Source organism: Zymomonas mobilis subsp. pomaceae ATCC 29192 (assembly GCF_000218875.1).
GTDB classification, from domain to species: Bacteria; Pseudomonadota; Alphaproteobacteria; order Sphingomonadales; family Sphingomonadaceae; genus Zymomonas; species Zymomonas pomaceae.
The window spans coordinates 1,181,084-1,199,075 of record NC_015709.1 but is presented as its reverse complement, the minus strand read 5'-3'; the positions used below and the strand labels follow the sequence as shown (position 1 = coordinate 1,199,075).

16 protein-coding genes, 1 pseudogene and 1 CRISPR repeat array are annotated in these 17,992 nt (G+C 42.3%); of the genes and pseudogenes, 11 read left to right on the top strand and 6 right to left on the bottom strand.

Going from position 1 to position 17,992, the window contains the following annotated elements:
- The first annotated feature begins 494 nt into the window (after positions 1-494).
- The 8 genes from ZYMOP_RS05230 to cas2e all read left to right on the top strand — a co-directional run bounded on the left by ZYMOP_RS05230 (position 495) and on the right by cas2e (position 9,961).
- A complete protein-coding gene (locus tag ZYMOP_RS05230) occupies positions 495-3,182 on the top strand; it encodes a CRISPR-associated helicase/endonuclease Cas3 (protein WP_013934307.1) in 2,688 nt (895 codons plus the stop codon).
- A 628-nt stretch (positions 3,183-3,810) separates the two neighbouring features.
- Positions 3,811-5,439 carry a type I-E CRISPR-associated protein Cse1/CasA gene (casA, locus tag ZYMOP_RS05225; RefSeq protein WP_013934306.1) on the top strand — a complete coding sequence of 543 codons (1,629 nt, stop codon included), beginning with the start codon at positions 3,811-3,813 and terminating at the stop codon, positions 5,437-5,439.
- A complete protein-coding gene (gene casB / locus ZYMOP_RS05220) occupies positions 5,436-6,065 on the top strand; it encodes a type I-E CRISPR-associated protein Cse2/CasB (RefSeq protein WP_013934305.1) in 630 nt (209 codons plus the stop codon). Before casA ends, casB begins: the two co-directional genes overlap by 4 nt.
- 44 nt (positions 6,066-6,109) lie before the next feature.
- Positions 6,110-7,186 carry a type I-E CRISPR-associated protein Cas7/Cse4/CasC gene (cas7e, locus tag ZYMOP_RS05215; RefSeq protein ID WP_013934304.1) on the top strand — a complete coding sequence of 359 codons (1,077 nt, stop codon included), beginning with the start codon at positions 6,110-6,112 and terminating at the stop codon, positions 7,184-7,186.
- 3 nt (positions 7,187-7,189) lie between these two features.
- The gene (gene cas5e, locus ZYMOP_RS05210; protein ID WP_013934303.1) at positions 7,190-7,996 is read left to right on the top strand and encodes a type I-E CRISPR-associated protein Cas5/CasD; all 807 of its coding nucleotides are present in this window, start codon (positions 7,190-7,192) and stop codon (positions 7,994-7,996) included.
- Positions 7,993-8,727, top strand: coding sequence for a type I-E CRISPR-associated protein Cas6/Cse3/CasE (gene cas6e, locus ZYMOP_RS09415; RefSeq protein ID WP_013934302.1), 735 nt, complete (start codon positions 7,993-7,995; stop codon positions 8,725-8,727). The genes cas5e and cas6e overlap by 4 nt, the downstream gene beginning before the upstream one ends.
- A 3-nt stretch (positions 8,728-8,730) precedes the next feature.
- On the top strand, positions 8,731-9,672 hold the full coding sequence (cas1e, locus tag ZYMOP_RS09410) for a type I-E CRISPR-associated endonuclease Cas1e (protein ID WP_013934301.1): 942 nt from the start codon (positions 8,731-8,733) through the stop codon (positions 9,670-9,672).
- Positions 9,653-9,961 carry a type I-E CRISPR-associated endoribonuclease Cas2e gene (gene cas2e, locus ZYMOP_RS05195; protein ID WP_013934300.1) on the top strand — a complete coding sequence of 103 codons (309 nt, stop codon included), beginning with the start codon at positions 9,653-9,655 and terminating at the stop codon, positions 9,959-9,961. Before cas1e ends, cas2e begins: the two co-directional genes overlap by 20 nt.
- Before the next feature lie 86 nt (positions 9,962-10,047).
- Positions 10,048-10,747: a CRISPR direct-repeat array (repeat unit 29 nt; unit sequence GTGTTCCCCGCCCACGCGGGGATGAACCG).
- 580 nt (positions 10,748-11,327) lie between these two features.
- Here cas2e and ZYMOP_RS05190 read toward each other — a convergent pair.
- Positions 11,328-12,287 (bottom strand): annotated as a pseudogene (locus ZYMOP_RS05190) (ATP-dependent nuclease); the annotation flags it as partial.
- Between the two features lie 18 nt (positions 12,288-12,305).
- On the bottom strand, positions 12,306-13,049 hold the full coding sequence (locus tag ZYMOP_RS05185) for a hypothetical protein (protein WP_041581727.1): 744 nt from the start codon (positions 13,047-13,049) through the stop codon (positions 12,306-12,308).
- Between the two features lie 210 nt (positions 13,050-13,259).
- Between ZYMOP_RS05185 and ZYMOP_RS05180 the strand changes: the two genes are divergently transcribed.
- The 3 genes from ZYMOP_RS05180 (at position 13,260) to ZYMOP_RS05170 (ending at position 14,301) form a co-directional block, all read left to right on the top strand.
- Entirely contained in the window at positions 13,260-13,562 is a 303-nt protein-coding gene (locus ZYMOP_RS05180) for a type II toxin-antitoxin system RelE/ParE family toxin (RefSeq protein WP_013934298.1), read from the top strand.
- A 26-nt stretch (positions 13,563-13,588) separates the two neighbouring features.
- The gene (locus ZYMOP_RS05175; protein ID WP_013934297.1) at positions 13,589-13,918 is read left to right on the top strand and encodes a HigA family addiction module antitoxin; all 330 of its coding nucleotides are present in this window, start codon (positions 13,589-13,591) and stop codon (positions 13,916-13,918) included.
- Positions 13,919-13,980: 62 nt separating this feature from the next.
- The gene (locus ZYMOP_RS05170; RefSeq protein WP_013934296.1) at positions 13,981-14,301 is read left to right on the top strand and encodes a hypothetical protein; all 321 of its coding nucleotides are present in this window, start codon (positions 13,981-13,983) and stop codon (positions 14,299-14,301) included.
- Here ZYMOP_RS05170 and ZYMOP_RS09510 read toward each other — a convergent pair.
- From ZYMOP_RS09510 to ilvD, 4 genes are all read right to left on the bottom strand, one after another.
- Complete coding sequence (locus ZYMOP_RS09510) at positions 14,291-14,512, bottom strand: hypothetical protein (protein ID WP_041581725.1); 222 nt, start codon at positions 14,510-14,512, stop codon at positions 14,291-14,293. The two genes, ZYMOP_RS05170 and ZYMOP_RS09510, sit on opposite strands and share 11 nt — an antisense overlap.
- 37 nt (positions 14,513-14,549) lie before the next feature.
- Positions 14,550-15,269, bottom strand: coding sequence for a contractile injection system protein, VgrG/Pvc8 family (locus ZYMOP_RS05160; protein WP_041581724.1), 720 nt, complete (start codon positions 15,267-15,269; stop codon positions 14,550-14,552).
- Complete coding sequence (locus tag ZYMOP_RS09215) at positions 15,266-15,793, bottom strand: phage tail protein (RefSeq protein ID WP_158498498.1); 528 nt, start codon at positions 15,791-15,793, stop codon at positions 15,266-15,268. The genes ZYMOP_RS05160 and ZYMOP_RS09215 overlap by 4 nt, the downstream gene beginning before the upstream one ends.
- A gap of 255 nt (positions 15,794-16,048) precedes the next feature.
- Positions 16,049-17,899 (bottom strand): dihydroxy-acid dehydratase, encoded by a 1,851-nt coding sequence (gene ilvD / locus ZYMOP_RS05145; RefSeq protein ID WP_013934294.1) that lies wholly within the window; start codon positions 17,897-17,899, stop codon positions 16,049-16,051.
- Between the last annotated feature and the right edge of the window lie 93 nt (positions 17,900-17,992).

The following is a 17,992-nucleotide window of genomic DNA, read 5'->3' as shown; positions in this document are numbered from 1 at the left end:
AAAAGAGATATAGGCAATCTGTGGCTACTTTATGGATAGGCAGCCTAAGTTATATTCTGATTATCGAAGGGCTATAAAATCAGAATTTACTGAGAATAAGGATCGAATTTTATAATTTTTTATTTCAATTTATTTCTAAATTTCAAACTTATTATTTTTCATAGTTTTTATCTCTCCAGCTTTATGTATCCTTGATATAAAATTGGGATATATTTTTCTTGGCCCTAAATTAGATACAATAAAGGCCGCCTTATTGGCAGTAATAAATCCTTGATAATACAATCAACAATAATTTTTGAAATCGTATTTATTTCCTAAAATAGCCATTGTTACATCATTTTTACTTTATTATTTTAGAAGTTGTTTATGATTTATCCATATAAAATAATTTTTTGATCTTTTTATGTAAAAAGCATACTTATTTAAAAATGAGTATTAATTTATAGAAGGCGATATTAAGATTAAAAAGTTAAAGTAGATGAGTAATAGTTATTATGAATTCTGTTTTCTTAAAACCTATTGAACCATATATTAAATCCTATTGGGGAAAATATAAAACGCTTGATGATTTACCTGAAAAAATGTTGTGGCATCCTTTGGCCTATCATAGCTTGGATGTTGCAGCTGCGATGGAAGCGATTTTGGATATTAGACCCCGTTATGTGCAAGAAATCGCTAAAAAAGGCGCTTTTTCTGAAACAGAGGTGAAACATCAACTTATCTTGATGGCGGCTTTGCACGATATTGGAAAATTTGCTCAAAATTTCCAATCTAAAAATGAGGATTTAGCTAAAGAAATATCAGGGCATACGCTGAATAGCGAGGACTGGTTGAGATATGGGCATGGTGATGTTGGATATACTTTTTGGAAAAAATGCAAAGACAGAATTGATCCCACTTTTAAGAAAAACGAATATTTTGACGACTGGCTTCATGCCGCTTTTTCCCATCACGGAACACCGGCAACAGAAATAAACTTAGGTAATGCCATCGCTTCATCCGCTATTGACGATGCCCAGAATTATATCAAAGATATTTTTGATTTATTCGGTTGGCCAGAACGAAAAGAAATTCAAAGATCTGAAAAAAATGCCCTTAAAGAAGCTACATGGTGCATTGCAGGATTAGTTATCCTAGCCGATTGGCTCGGTTCCAATGCCGAAAAAGGATGGTTCCCTTATGAAAAACCAGATTTTTCCTTGGCCGATTATTGGAAAAAAGCCCAAGAAAAAGCAAAAACCGCTATCACAGAAGCGCAGTTAGCAGAAGCCGCTATCGCCACGCATTTTGATTTAAAAAGCTATTTCAAAGAAGATGTAACGGCCACGCCTTTACAAAAATGGGCGGAGCAACAGCAACCCAATAAGGGCAGCCATCTCTATATTATTGAAGATTTTACCGGTGCCGGTAAAACCGAAGCGGCGCTTATTCTGGCGCATCGCTTGATGCAAAGTGGCTCTGCTGAAGGTATTTATTGGGCGCTTCCGACAATGGCGACGGCGAATGGCCTTTATGCTCGTATAGAAAAGGGATATCGGGCGTTATTTGCTGATAATGCTTTGCCTTCGTTAGTGCTGGCTCATAGCGCTCGTGATTTTCATAAAAAATTCCAAATATCGATTGAGGGTGTCTCTCGATATAAAAAAGGCAGCAATGACCCTGATGATATACCTGCAGAAGTCAATTGTGCGGCTTTCTTTGCTGAAAATAAGAAATATACTTTTTTAGCGCAATTCGGCATCGGAACGATTGATCAAGCTTTAATAGCCGTTCTACCCGTTCGCCATAACAATTTGCGTTTAGCGGCCTTATCCCGTCGTGTTCTTATTATTGATGAGGCACATAGTTTTGACGGCTATATGACAAAGGGCATCGAAGCGCTGATAGAATTTCAAGCTGCCTTAGGGGGATCGGTTATTATTCTATCGGCAACCCTGATACAGGCGCAAAAAAGAGGATTTGTGCAGGCGTTTGGTGGGGATTATAACGTCGTAGAGAGGAATGCCCCTTTTCCTTTGGTGACTTATGTCGATCCCGAGAAACACTCTGACGAATATCCGCTTGCAGCCTTGCGCGGAAGTCGCAGAGACCTTCCGGTTAAATTTTTCTCTTCTGTTGAACAGGTTTTAGAGACGATATTATTTAAGGCATCGCAAGGGAATTGCGTCCTTTATATCCGTAACACGGTTTCCGAGGCGTTAGAAGCTTACGAATGGTTAAAAGATCATGCCCCTGAAACCGTGAAATTGCATTTATTTCATGCTCGATTTTGTCTGAAAGACCGACAAGAGCGTGAAAATGAAATTTTAATGCTGTTGGGAAAAGAGAGCACGATCCAACAACGGGCGGGACAAATCGTTATTGCTACACAGGTGGTAGAGCAATCCCTCGATTTGGATGCTGACTATATGGCAACCGATTTATGCCCGATGGATTTGCTTATTCAACGGGCAGGGCGGTTGCATCGCCATACCCATCGCCCCGATCGATCACCGCCTGAATTATGGCTTGTAAGTCATTCCGCAATAGCAGATGCGCCAGAAGATTGGGTCAGCAGTCTTTTTCCTAAAGGACAGTATGTTTATAGTGATTTCGGACAGCTTTGGCGGACAGTGTATACATTAGAAAAGATGGGTGGACTGCCTTGTTTGAGCCAATCTCCTCGTTCTTTGATTGAACCTGTTTTTGATAAGAATGGTGATTGTCCTGAGGCATTACAGCAGGCGAGTAATATTGCGTGCAGTAAGCGTAACGAAAAACGCAGTATGGCTAACTTCAATTTTTTAAAAATAGAGAATGAGTATAAAGAGACCCTCTTCGAGGTGAATGCCAAAACACCTACTCGATTAGACGCGGAGGGGGTGACCTTGCGTCTAGGATGCTGGGGAAACGGGCATTTAACGCCTTGGGCACAAGCAGAGGATGAAAGGCTGGCTTGGCGTTTATCTGAAATCACCTTGCGCCATAATCAGTTTAAAGAAGTGGCAGAAATAGAGGATGCTTCTCTCAATGCTTCTGTCCAGAAGATGCAAGATCAATGGTCGAAACATTATGAGGCGCCTCGTATTTTACCCTTAAGGTCGAGCCCAGAGAAAGGTGTTTGGGAAAACTGTATTATTGATCCATCAGGAAAAGAACGAAAAGTCTATTATTCTTTTGAGAAAGGTTTATCTATAATTTAGTATTCAATGTAATAAATATTATTTTTTGTTTACTATATAAGTATTGATGAATTTTTTATAGGATATATCCGTAGTTTATTTTGTGATAACTTTTTTGATATGTGATTTTTATTATTTTGTTTAATAAATTAATTTATTGAAAAAATACTTATTCATTTCGAATGAATAGCAACGCTAATCTGATCAGGTAGAGTCGCGTGATGATCAGCCGATAAACCAAAGTCATAATTTTAAAATGATGACGCAATATTATTACTAATATTAGAGTATATCGTGTATCATTATTCTCATGATCATTTAGATAATACCTATCCTCCACGGACAGTGATCTTATCTCTCTAATCCAGCCAAAAATATTCTTTGAAGTAAGGAAGAATAAAGAGGGACCTTTTAAGACAGTATAACTCTTGAAATGCTTCAATGATATTACTTTTTTAAGAAAATTTTATTGAAGAGTGTATAAAAAATAATTTTTTTAAATAAAAACAAATATTTATATCTTAATTTCTTTTAAAAAAAATTATTAAATAACATAACTCAAAAAATTAACTTTTGTTAAACTTTCCTTGTGCCATTTAATTATGAAAATAATTTCAATATTCTTCCTTACGGCAAAAGGATATTTTTTATGCCTTTTAATTTGTTAGCCGATCCTTGGCTTGAGGTTAGACGGTTATCAGGGAAGAAAGACTATATTTCTCCTTGTGGCCTGACAGATCAGTTTGCCACTGATCCCGTTATGGCGCTCGATTTTCCCCGTGTTGATTGGAATGCGGCCGTCTCAGAATTCTTGATCGGTTTGACTTTTCTAGCTTTTCCTTTCCTGAAGAGGGAGGCTGGTGCATGGGCTGAATATTTTGAAACGCCGCCTACATCAGCGCAGCTTCAGGAAAAATGGTGTCCTTTTCTTCCTTCTTTGAACTTTGACGGGAATGGCCCTTTAGCTTTTCAGGATTTTGATTCGCTTGAAGCCCAATTGCCGAAGCCGGTCAGTAGTTTGTTGATAGAGGCACCGGGGGAAAATACTGAAAAAAATAATACCGATCTTTTCGTCAAAAGAGGTGGAGTAACGGCGCTCTGTCAGCCTTATGCAGCGGCAGCACTTATCACACTCCAGACTTATGCGCCTTCGGGCGGGAGGGGTTATCGGACTTCTCTGCGGGGCGGGGGGCCTCTTACAACTCTGATTGCGCCTTTACGATCAGGCCAAAAAATGACGAGATTATGGGATAAAGTCTGGGCCAATATACCCTATCTTGAGAACCATGATGAGAAGGATTTGGCGGCTATTCAAGCGCAGATATTCCCATGGCTGCAACCAACAATTCTATCCAATAAGGGGGTAAGCATTTCGTCAGATGGACGACCGCTCGCATTGGCTTTCTTTGCTTGTCCTCGTCGAATTCGTTTGGTTTTTACTGAAGGGGAATGCAGTCTGACTGGCCAAAAAGGGCTAGTTGTTGAGAATTATCGCAACCAAAATCCTGGAGGCGATTATCAATGTTGGCAACATCCCTTATCCCCTTATTACCGCGATAAAAATAAGAAATTATTACCCATCCATCCTCATGCGGGAAATTCCAGTTATAAAGACTGGCTGGGATGGTGGGGCTTTAACGGTACTCCAGCACAGTCTTTAAAAAATTGGGGATCCCGCAAAGAAGAAATCGAAGATATTCTGGATGTCGCGACGCCAGAAAAAATAGAAGCCTTTGGCTATGATATGGATAAGTGGAAGGCTCGGCAATGGCTTCATGCTGAAACGCCGTGGCTTCCTGATAGCCATGAAAATCTCAAAGAATCAGTCAAAGATTTCATTGATGCTACAGATGAAGCTGCACGCGCAGTTCTTTCTACCTGTCGTATTGCTCTTTATGGACAGGAACAGAAAGATGGGAGCTATCGCATTGATTCCAATGCCAAAGAATCTTTAAAAGAGGCCTCTGATCAGTTTTGGGACATAACGCAACCTGATTTTCAACAATATCTGAAGGTCTTAAAGGAGCGTAGCGCCCAAAGCGGCTGTCTAGGTATAAATGATATAGATTTGCGACAAGAATGGCATAAAAATTTATGTCAAAAAGCATATTCGGTTTTTAATGCCTTTGTCGATGTCAGCAGCTTAACAGGTCAAAATCCCCGTCGATTAGTCTTTGCACAAGATAATCTGAGCAAGCTTTTATGGTTAAAAGTGGCTCAATCAGCATTGGGTTTGCAATCAAAACAAAGTGGCAAAAGTAAAAGGAAAGCGGCGTGACAAAGACTAAAGATGAACAGTCATCCCAGCCAAAGAGTCATGAATCCCGAGACCTATATCATCCTATTTTTAAGGATTGGTGGAATGAATTTATAAATAAAAACAATCCAGATCGAAATCGTGCTTCGGTCGCCAAATTGAAACGCCTTGCGTTGATTGGCGATGAAGAAATTGCTCAACCCGATGTGATTACAGCCCTTGAAATCACCCCTTTCCGTAGTCTGTATAGGAAAATAAGTGCATTTGAAAAATGGAATGAGCTGTCCAAGAAAAACAAACTCGCCCGTGAAAATTGGTTGACCCTGACAGCTTATGCCTTGGCACATGTAAAAGAATATGCCGAAAAACATCCTGCGTCCTATCTTGGTTCCAAAAGCAAGAAAGAGGGCGATAAGCCCCTTATGAATGAAATGCGTTTTATTGCGTTGATGCGTGCTGAAACGGAAAGCCAATTATTTGTCCAAGCGCGCAGATTGATTGCTTTACTTAATAACGCGCCTGTCGATGTCGGGGAATTGGGACGTTCTCTTTATTTATGGTTTGATAAAAAAGAAGGCGACAGAATTAAGCGAGAATGGGCACGTCGATATTACAACATTCATAATGTGCCTGAATTGGAAGCATAAAAATACTCTCAAAATCTATAATTTTATTTTAGGATAAAGAAAAAATGGCACATTTTATTCAACTTCATATTTTAAATAGTTATCCGGCCTCCAATCTAAACCGTGATGATACGGGGCGGCCAAAAACTTTAAAATATGGGGGCGCAGAACGTCTTCGTATTTCATCGCAAAGCTTAAAGCGCGCTTTTCGTGAATCTGATATTTTTGCAGATAATTTACCGCAAGCTTTGGGTAAGCGTTCGATCGTTTTTATGAAGTCCTTGGTAGATGGTTTAAAAGCCGCCGGTCTTGATGAAGCGGAAGCACAAGAACGTGCTGAATCTGTTATTACCGCCGCCAAGTTAGGAAAACCTAAAAAAGAAGACAAATCTAAAACAGAACAGTTAGTACATTTGGGGCCTGACGAGTTAGCCTTACTTGATGAATTGGTTGAAAAGTTATCGGCTGTAGAAAAGCCAGATTTAAAAGGCTTAACTATCCTGAAACATAAGCCTCGCGCGGCTGATATTGCCATGTTTGGCCGGATGTTAGCGGATAATCCCGGTTATGATGTTGAAGCCGCAGTGCAGGTCGCCCATGCCTTCACTACACACCGCATCGCGGTAGAGGATGACTTTTACACAGCCGTTGATGATCTGAAAAACGAAGATGATCTTGCTGTTAATGGGGCGGGTTTTCTGGGTGTCCAGCAATATGGCGCAGGTACATTCTACTTATATATATGTGTTAATGCAGATTTACTTTTGAATAACCTTGATGGCGATAAAGCGCTCGCAAAATCAACCTTAAAAGCACTGATTGAAGCCGCAGCGAAGGTTAGCCCCAGAGGCAAACAAAATAGCTATGCCAGCCATAGCCGCGCTCATTTTATTCTGGAAGAGATTGGCACCGAAGCGCCGCGCTCATTGGCGCAAGCTTTCCAGTGTCCGGTTGGCCGATTAGATAATGACGATGATGATTATATGGTAGCATCTATCAAACGTCTGAAAAAGCTTCAGGAAAACTATACCCAAGCCTATGATGAAAGGATTGAAAGTGTTGAAATGAATGTAGGCAATAGTGAAAGCCTTCCTTTCGCTGCCTTGGTAGAACAAGCTCAAAATATTATTGACCGGATTTAACCGATGTCTGACCGTGAATTTCTACTCTTTCGTCTAAAAGGCCCCATGGCAGCGTTTGGCGAAATTGCAGTGGGAGAAAGGCGCAGCCTTTGGGATGTGCCTTCGAAATCGGCGATATTGGGCCTTGTCGCGGCAGCTAAAGGCCTTGGTCGCCAAGATCCTAAACTTCTTGCCTTGGATGAAAATTTAGGTTTTGCGGTGCATAGGGATGTCGCGCCGCAAAAGTTGCGTGATTTCCACACGGCTCAAATTCCATCGGAGGCAGATCGGAAAAAAAGACAAAAAGCGGGTCAGGATATTTCTACACGTAGGGGCGATTTGAATACAAAAGATAAGCTCAATACGGTCATCTCTGAACGTTTTTATCAAACCGATGTTGCGTTTACAGTCGCCTTATGGGCAAAGTCTGAAAAGCTTGTGGATTTGTCTCTTTTAGGAAAATTCCTGAAATATCCCAATTTTGTTCTGTATTTAGGACGTAAATCCTGTCCTTTATCTGCGCCACCCTATCCAAAAATCATGACAGCGTCCGGCCTACGCAAGGCATTTCATTTTTATAACGATGACTGTCCCTTGAAAAAAAAGCGAGACCGTTATGAATGTGAACGCAAACAGGAGCCAATTTGGTTTGAAACCGGTGCGGGATTAGCAGAGGAAGAGAAACAAACTTCCCTGATACGCGTCAGGCGGGATGCTTTACGCAATAGGGCTCTTTGGCAATTTTCAGATCGTCCCGAAGGGCAGTTACCATGGGAAGAGCCCCAGAATTTTGCCATGTCTTCTGTTATCGGAATCGAGGGGCTGCAATGAGCTATTTTTCTCTGGCAGAATTGCGTTCGAAAGATATTTCGGCAAGGCTGAATATCTCGGAAAGATTATTAAAACTCTCGTCGGGGATAGATCCGAATACTTCTGAAAAAGAGCTTCAATATGCCGATGCCGGTCATCAGCTTATCTGGTCGCTTTTTGACGATGACCCGACCGCAAAACGCGATTTTATCTATCGGGCTTTTGATGAGGATCGCTTTCTTATAGTCTCGTCTCGTTTTCCCAAAGACAAGGCGGAAATCTGGTCTTTGGAAAGCAAAGACTATACGCCTCATCTTGTCGCCCAGAAACGCTATGGATTTTCTCTTCGAGTCAATCCGACGATTGCGCTTTCTCAGCCGTATCAGGCCCGTAGTAAGCCGACCGATGTGCTTATTCATGCAGAAAAACAGCAAGGATATTCTCTGACTTCCCAAGAAAAAGAAGATGTCGTTTTGGAGTGGCTGGCTTCTCGTCTTGTGTCTCGAGGGGCAGAAATTGAACGGGATCGTTGTGGGCTTATGAATTATGGTCGGCATCAAATCCCTAGAAGACCCCAAAAAGGCGAAAGCAACATGGCTTTTAAAAGCAAAGCGACCTTTTCTTTTGTCGATATTGAAGGTGTTTTAAAGGTCACACATCCCGAATCTTTGCAGCAGACATTACTTACAGGCATCGGGCGCGGCAAAGCTTTTGGATTGGGATTGCTGTTACTTCGTCCTTTGAGTGATTAAATCATGACTTTTATTCCTCTAAAACCGATTCCGCTCAAAGAACGCTCGGCTATTATTTTTCTCGAATATGGTCAGTTGGATGTTATCGACAATGCCATTGTTCTGGTTGATCAGGCCGGTGTGCGGGTTCAAATTCCAGTCGGTGGACTGGCCTGTTTAATGCTCCAGCCAGGGACAAGGATTTCTCATGCTGCGGTCGCTCTTTGCGCCAAGGTCGGATGTCTTTTAGTCTGGGTTGGGGAAGCCGGTGTCAGATTATACGCATCGGGACAACCGGGTGGCGCACGCGCCGATAAATTGCTTTTTCAAGCGCGTAATGCTCTGGATGAAACAGCGCGTCTTAATATCGTGCGAGAAATGTATCGCTGGCGCTTTGATGATGATCCGCCTGCTCGCCGAAGTGTCGATCAATTACGGGGTATGGAAGGGGTAAGGGTGCGTGAAATTTATAAGCACCTAGCCCAAAAATATGGCGTATCGTGGCAAGCGCGTCGCTATGATCAGAAAGACTGGGATAAAGCAGATATTCCAAACCGTTGCCTGTCTTCGGCCACGGCTTGTCTTTATGGTCTTTGTGAGGCAGCTATTTTGGCAGCGGGCTATGCCCCCGCTATCGGCTTTCTGCATCGGGGCAAGCCGCAAAGCTTCGTTTATGATATTGCCGATCTCTATAAATTTGAAACTGTTGTGCCAGCCGCTTTTTCAACAGCCGCTAAAATAGCCAAAGGTCTAGCGCCCGCTTTGGCACCAGAAAGGCAAGTCAGAATAGCCTGTCGGGATATGTTTCGGAAACAGGGAATCCTTGAAAAAGTCATTCCCGACATTGAAAAAATTCTGCTCGCAGGGGGATTGAAACCGCCAGACGAAACGGAAGATGCACCCGAAGCGATTGATCCAGCAATTCCGCGTGAAAAGGCATCTGGTGATGATGGTCATCGTAACTGAAAATGCACCGCCCCGTTTGCGAGGGCGATTAGCCCTCTGGCTATCGGAAATTAGGGCTGGGGTATATGTCGGAGCGTATAACCGTCGCATACGTGAACGAATATGGTCTGAAACAACAGAAATGATTGAAGAAGGTAATGCCGTAATGGCATGGAAAGCGCCCACCGATTCAGGTTTTGCTTTTGAAGCGATCGGCGTTAATCGACGAGAAGCTATAGATTTTGATGGCCTCACTTTAGTGCGCTTCAAACCCCTTGAAAAAGAGACCGAGATGCCATTTTCGGAATAGTTTTTTGGCTCTAAATATCCTATAAAAAGTTGGTAGATTTTTTGACATCGTGAATCTATTTGAATATCAAGCACTTACAAGGATGAGTGTTCCCCGCCCACGCGGGGATGAACCGTCGATGATAGTTCTTCCAACCATCTCATTGATGTGTTCCCCGCCCACGCGGGGATGAACCGATCCTAAAACTCTAGTTCCGGTATTCGCACGTGTGTTCCCCGCCCACGCGGGGATGAACCGTCTCTACTGGCAAGGGTGGCCAGTCAGTGAGAGTGTTCCCCGCCCACGCGGGGATGAACCGGTTTTGTATAATCCAATTCCAGTGCTTGCTACGTGTTCCCCGCCCACGCGGGGATGAACCGCAGGCTGTCGGATGCGGTTCCGTTGCCTGTCCGTGTTCCCCGCCCACGCGGGGATGAACCGAAAAAACGACATATTTACGATTATTTTTCAGCGTGTTCCCCGCCCACGCGGGGATGAACCGTCTCAACGCCAGTTATCGTTGTCCGTGTCGCAGTGTTCCCCGCCCACGCGGGGATGAACCGCGCCGCGATAACATGAGACTTTCCCGTACCTTGTGTTCCCCGCCCACGCGGGGATGAACCGACGCAATTAACACATACTGATTAACGTTTTTCGTGTTCCCCGCCCACGCGGGGATGAACCGTAGGAGATTGCTTCATGCTTTGCCCGCGTACAGTGTTCCCCGCCCACGCGGGGATGAACCGTTGCACCAATCTGGCGTGCCTTCAGGATCATTGTGTTCCCCGCCCACGCGGGGATGAACCTTAAGCGCTCTAGTTATATTTGCCTTCGCATTTATGCCTATCAGCATTGTTAATGCTAGAGGTTATAGTGGATATCATAGTTATAATTCGACCAGATCATCTACGAGTTCATACTCTGCCCCTAGAGAGCATTATACTCACGATTACTACCGTCAGAATGGAACACACGTGAATGGATATCATGCAACAAATCCGAACAGTACAAAAATGGATAACTGGAGTACTCGGGGTAACGTCAATCCTTATACTGGACAGCTTGGAACAAAAAACCCTTACTAATCTCATTTAAATCAGACTAACACATAGAAATCCGAAAATTTATACTCGAAACAAGAAATTTAAATATGAATATTGGTGAGCTTGAATTTGAAATAGCAAAGCTATGCGGGATCGCTCAATTACTCAAAATACAGACCGAAATCGAAGGTTATTTATAAAAATATATTTTAATATTTTTATTTTTTAATAAAATTATAATTTAATAAGATAAAGCCAGCCCCAGAAATGGGGCTGGCTTGGTTATTATATACAAATAAATGTTTACTTTTAGCTGTTTCATTAGCCTATTTTATAAGAAAATATTATAATTCATTTTTTAAAATCCTTTCTAGGTTTTCGAAAAGCGGCTCAAAAGCAGAGAAAGCCTCTTTAGGAAAAGTCTTCACTTTTTCAGCAAAAGAAGATTCTTTACCCTTTTTTATTGTCATTTTTGATTGACCACACGGTAGCGGTGTTTCTTGAATAATATCTTTCATCAAATCATGTGGAAATAAAAATTCTATACATAGAAGAGATTCCCCAGCGAGTTCAAAAGAGGCAAAATCATTACGAAACTCTGGGACTGGAAGAAGCATCGCATAGAGACTGCTGGATTCATGCTTTTTCATTAAACCAGAACACACCTCGCCAGATGGTGGCTGTTTTCCAAAGACCCTGTTCCATTGATTAAAGGCATCATCAAAATCAAAAAGACCAACTATTTTTTTATCACCGATAGAAAAAAGTATGCTTGCGTCATTAAGAGTAGACGCAATACTTTTCATTCCTAAAGCATTTCGAATTTCAAAATTCATAGGAGAATTAGGTCTGAGTTTGCTCCAAGCTTCAGTTAAAATAACTTTATCAGTCTGCCCTTCAACGAGAAGCACCATTGGTTTCTCATTATGACGTGCTAAAAAATCATCAATATTAAAGGCAAAGAGGGCCGCATCACCATCAATCGTTGGATAAGTAGGTTCAGTCATTGGGGCAACCTGACCATTTTCTTGATTTTTCTGCAGAACTATCGTTTTAGCGCCTAATGCCCCATGAATTACAAAAGGCGAGTGTGTTACGATTATGATTTGAGGGCAAGCTTCAAGAGAAGAAAAAAGATGGTGATAAAAGCCAACAATGCGGCTTTGCCACTCTGGATGCAAACTCAATTCAGGTTCATCTATAAGGACTATTCCCCCTTCTATAATAGAGAGATTTTTTAGAAAAAATCCGCCTCTAAATATGATTTGTTTTTCACCAGAACTGAGATCATTTATTGTACTTTTACGTCCAAATTCTTCAAACTATATTATAAATCCATCATTTTGTTTTATTTCTTTAAATTTTTTATTAGGAAACATATATTGAATAGCCTCTAAGAAAGGCTGCATCCTTTTATTTCCTATTTCTTCAGGTATAATTTCATTAGGATGACTATCATGATATTTAGCTAAGTCTTCATTATCAGCTGTACGGATATCAGTAAAAAGCTGAATAATATCTTGAGATAGACTTAGGTCAGTCCGTTTGCTTTCGACTTTTGCATTATCTATAGCACTTCCTGTGGCATGAGATGAAATATATTTTTCAAAATTTACTAAAGCCTTAGAATAAAAACATTTAATCAATTCTTGATAGCTATTATTGAGATAATGATTACCCCTAAGTATTTTATATACTTTATCTTCATACTTAAGAGTAAACAAAAAAGGATTATTTTTTATATAATATTTTCTTTTTACATCTAAGATGTCAAAATCTAAATTTTTCAATTTAGAATCATATTCTAACATATGATTTTGCAATTTTTCAAAAAATGGCCTATCTGCTTCTTCAAACTCTATTTCTAGAGTAATTTTTCCAGAAATATTATCTTTACTATCTCCACTTATCGTCTGAAAAATACTTTTTAAAACAGAAGTTTTACCTGTACCATTCCCACCAGCGATTATGATGGTTCTATATGGATTTTTGTTTTCATCACAGAAATCAAGATCAATGTTTCCTACCTCGAGACTATTTTCGATTTTTATTTTTCTAATAAGCATAATGCCCCCTTTAGTATAAAAATATATTTTTATATTTTAATAAATTTATAAAACATAACCCAATCTAAAAGTTGGGCTGTCTTTTATTAGCTTTGACAAAAACTAAAATATTTCATTAAAAATATTGTATCTTGTATCGATACAGGATACAATTATGCCAATTAATTTTGACAAACCTTCTTAGATAGAAAGGGGAAAGGTAATGATGATGTGAAAATAGAGACAATTAAACACAAAGGCTTAAAAGATTATTTTAAAACTGGGGATTTGAGCAAATTACCCTCGAATCAACCAGAACGACAAAGATTGCTCGACCTGCTTACCTTAATCCAATCTTCTTCCGAAGATGATTGGGAAAAAGACTGCGCATCTTGTGGATGGGAAGTCCGACCTCATAAACTGCAGGGTAAACGTGAAGGACAATGGGCGTTAACAACACAGGGACGATGGCGACTGACATTTTCCTTAAAAGGAGGAGAAATATACGATCTCAATTACGAAAATTATCATTAGTATTTTAGAAAAGAAAGGATTCATTAATGGCTTACACTTTGCCACATCCTCAACCTGTCGGCGGTTTTATAAGGCGCAATATATTAGAGCGTAATAACCTATCGGTAACAGAGGCTGCCCAGATTTTGGGTGTGGGAAGGCCTGCTTTGTCAAATATGCTAAACGGCAACAGCCGCTTATCAGAACGGATGGCAGCCGCCATTTCTGCTGTATTCGAAATTAGTGTAGAAACATTGCTCAATATACAGCATCTGACTGATCTTAAAGAGGCACAAGAAATTACGAAAGACTTGATTAAGAGCAAAAAAGTAAAAAAATTTGTGCCTCATCAAGGTCACGAAATAGCTGCTATGTAGCTATATATAAAATTATATAAATATAATTTTATTATTTTATAAAAATATAAAAAGATGAAAGCATGAAAATTTACTGTTTATTCACTGCCGTACTAGCTTTTGCCAGTACGGCAGCTATTGCCGGTAATTATCAGAGTTGTCGGATTAGTTCCGGTATGAAAAGCTTTTGTGGTGCGCCCTTCTCCGGTGAGGCTGTTATTCAAGATCAAGGGCGCTATAAGAACTGTCGGATCAGCTCTGGAATGAAAAGCTTTTGTGGTGTGCCCTTCTCCGGTGAGGCTGTTATTCAAGATCAAGGGCGCTATAAGAACTGTCGGATCAGCTCTGGAATGAAAAGCTTTTGTGGTGTGCCCTTCTCCGGTGAGGCTGTTATTACGGATTAATCTCCAGATTAAAATTCGTAATCAAACCACTATTATTTAGAGTGTGCGTTACATCGGTAATCTGCCAATTTTGCTGATCTATGATTGATTTAAACCCTTGGTTTTTTACCGGCTGGCAGACAGACAATGATGGTAGTCCTGTTGCAACATAGATCTGTAATTTTTGGTCTCCGCGCATCCGATGATTATATTCTGCCCGTGCTGCCTGCATGGCAGATTCTGCGCTATAATAGCAATGTGATAGCCGCTTAGTGGCGGTTCCTTCGCCGAATTTTACGATATGGTATCGCGTTTTTCTTGGAGTGCCATTTCGCTTCGATGGCTCTGGCATCGACATGCGTGACATCGTAACTATAATTTGTGATAGCGCTTTTCTGAATTTTTAAGATTGGCAATTTCTGCCCTGTCGCCGTCTCATTCGTTCCCTTTGGAATAAATATGAGATGATTGTTTTTGATCGTGCCTGTAGCATCTCGCTCGCGCGCCAGACGCTGAACCAGAGCCAGATCGCTCTCATTTTGTTGATGCACTGATCCACTGGCCAAGGCGGACAGCGTCGGATCGATACGGGCTGTCAGATGATTACGATCAGCTATTGTTTTCAGAATAGCGCCGAGCGTGGTACCGTGCCATGCACAGTCAATCCGTTTTTTGATGGCGCTTTCGACGGCTACGGAGTGGGCTGTAATCGAAAGCTGTTTTACTGGTTCGACATAGTGAACGCTCTCGAAAACAAATTTTCCTTTATTGACGAGCGGCTGGCCTTTGAAACCAATTTTAATTTCGATCAGTCCATCTATATTCGGTATTTCTAAACGGTCATCCGTATCATCCAATACAAAATTTAGTGTATCGACTTGCTCGCCTGCATATTCGTGCAAATCTAGATTAATAAGTCGTGGCCGAATTTTAGGACTAACATCAGTACCATTGATAATGACTTGGAAATCAGGTGATAAAATAGTCATGCGTATGTGATCTTGCTAGAATTTGCGGTTGTATTGTCATCATCGACGCGCTGTAATTCGATCCCGAAATCAATCTGGCGCGGTCGACCGTCCTGCCACAGATATTTCATCTTCTCGGAAATCGATTTGATGACATACGCGCCGTAAATTTTGCCCGTGCCGTCAACCAGTTGCCAAGATTGGCCTTCGTCTGCCATTTCTCGCAACGTATCAATCGAAACTATTTCTGCGCTCTGATCCGGCTGGTCTTGCCGTCCAGTCAGAAAATCAGAGATGCCCGATTTCGATATCTGTGGATGAATGAGTTTATCGATGCGCTGTTTGAGCGAGATCCTCTGGTTCTGCTCTGATGCCAGCGCATTGGCTATTTCAGCGTAAACTGTGCCGGATAACGATACGGTTTCGCCCAGTCCGGTAAACTGGAGCGCCTCACGTGCGCCCAAGCGTTTGTTAGAACCAAATTCCCACGTCGTTGTCCGATCGAGGTTTTCGGGCGCTAGAGAAGATAGTTCAAAAACGAACATTCCGAGTGCTAATGTGTTCCCCGCCCACGCGGGGATGAACCGGGCTAGAATTTGTCGTGGCGTTATCACTAGCAGTGTTCCCCGCCCACGCGGGGATGAACTGTGTCTGCTTGACTTTAAACATTCTAAAAAAAAGCGGGCATCTTCTTTTCGATGAATATCGAGAAGAGATAACCCGCTAAACTGTTTAAATTATTAGATAAGATAAGAGGTATTATTTTATTTTTTATTATTTTTCGATAATCAGCGCCTACATCACCGTTCTATCTGGCTGACATCTCGCACAGCACCCCGAGCGGCGTTTGTTGTTAGCGCTGCATAGGCGCGAAGTGCTGATGAAACATGACGTTTACGATGCTGAGGCTTCCAAGCTTGTGCGCCTTTACTTTCCATCAATAGACGTCGATCTGCTAAAAGGGCATCGTCCACGTCGAGATGGATAATTCGTTGAGGAATATCAATGACGATAGGATCACCGGTTTCGACCAGTGCAATCAATCCGCCTTCGGCCGCTTCTGGTGAGACATGACCGATCGATAAACCGGAACTTCCGCCAGAAAAGCGACCATCTGTCACGAGAGCACAGAGTTTCCCTAATCCCTTTGATTTAAGATAACTGGTCGGATAAAGCATTTCCTGCATACCCGGGCCCCCTTTTGGCCCTTCATAGCGGACGATGACGACATCCCCCGGTTCAACCTGATTACCCAGAATGCCAGCAACGGCTGCATCTTGGCTTTCGTAGACTCTTGCCTTACCACGAAAGGTAAGGATTGAATCATCCACACCCGCCGTCTTCACAATGCATCCTTCAGGGGCAAGATTCCCGAATAACACAGCCAGTCCCCCATCTTTGGAGAAAGCATATTCAGCAGAACGGATAACACCTTTCTGACGATCGGTATCCAGTTCCTCCCAACGAGCGGATTGGCTGAAAGCGGTCTGAGTCGCTATGCCGCCGGGGGCCGCACGGTAAAAAGTTTGTGCCGCTTCGCTGTTTGAGCGTCCTATGTCCCAATCAACGAGCGCATCGGCCAATGTCGGAGCATGAATAGTCGGAAGGCTTGTGTCGATCAGACCAACGCGATCAAGCTCACCTAAAATAGCCATGACCCCTCCTGCGCGATGCACATCCTCCATATGAACGTCATTCTTCGCAGGGGCGACCTTGCATAGACACGGAACACGCCGAGACAGCCGATCAATATCGGCCATGGTAAAGGGCACGTTACCTTCTTGGGCAGTAGCCAGTAAATGAAGCACGGTATTCGTTGAGCCACCCATGGCAATATCGAGACTCATGGCATTTTCAAAGGCACCGAGTGTAGCGATAGAGCGTGGCAAGACTGTCGCGTCATCTTGTTCATAATAACGGCGTGCCATATCGACAATAATGCGGCCAGCCTTGCGAAAAAGCTGTTCACGATCACTGTGCGTGGCAAGAACAGAGCCGTTACCGGGCAAGGCCAAACCCAGTGCTTCGGTCAGACAATTCATTGAGTTGGCGGTAAACATGCCTGAACATGATCCACAAGTCGGACAGGCAGACTGCTCAACGGCTTTTACATCTTCATCCGTGAAATGATCATCAGCAGCGATAACCATCGCATCGATAAGATCCAGTGCGCGTTCGGCTCCTTTGACAGCAACCTTACCCGCTTCCATCGGTCCCCCTGAAACAAAGACCGTCGGAATGTTAAGCCGCATTGCCGCCATGAGCATACCGGGCGTAATCTTGTCGCAATTGGAAATACAGACCAAGGCATCGGCACAATGCGCGTTGACCATATATTCAACCGAGTCAGCAATTAATTCACGCGAAGGCAAGGAATAAAGCATACCTTCGTGGCCCATGGCGATGCCATCATCGACCGCGATAGTATTAAACTCTTTGGCAATCCCGCCCGCTTTTTCGATCTCACCCGCAACAAGCTGTCCAAGGTCTTTTAAATGGACATGACCGGGCACAAATTGCGTAAAGCTGTTCGCTACCGCAATGATCGGTTTACCAAAATCCTCCTCTTTCACACCTGTGGCGCGCCATAGACTTCTGGCGCCTGCCATATTGCGACCATGCGTAGTTGTTCGAGAGCGATAATGAGGCACTGCTTTTCCTAATGTAATTTTTATGACCCTTTATTAGGCCACTCGAAAAGCAAAGAGAAATATATTATTCTCTTTAAATTAAGTCGTTGGAAA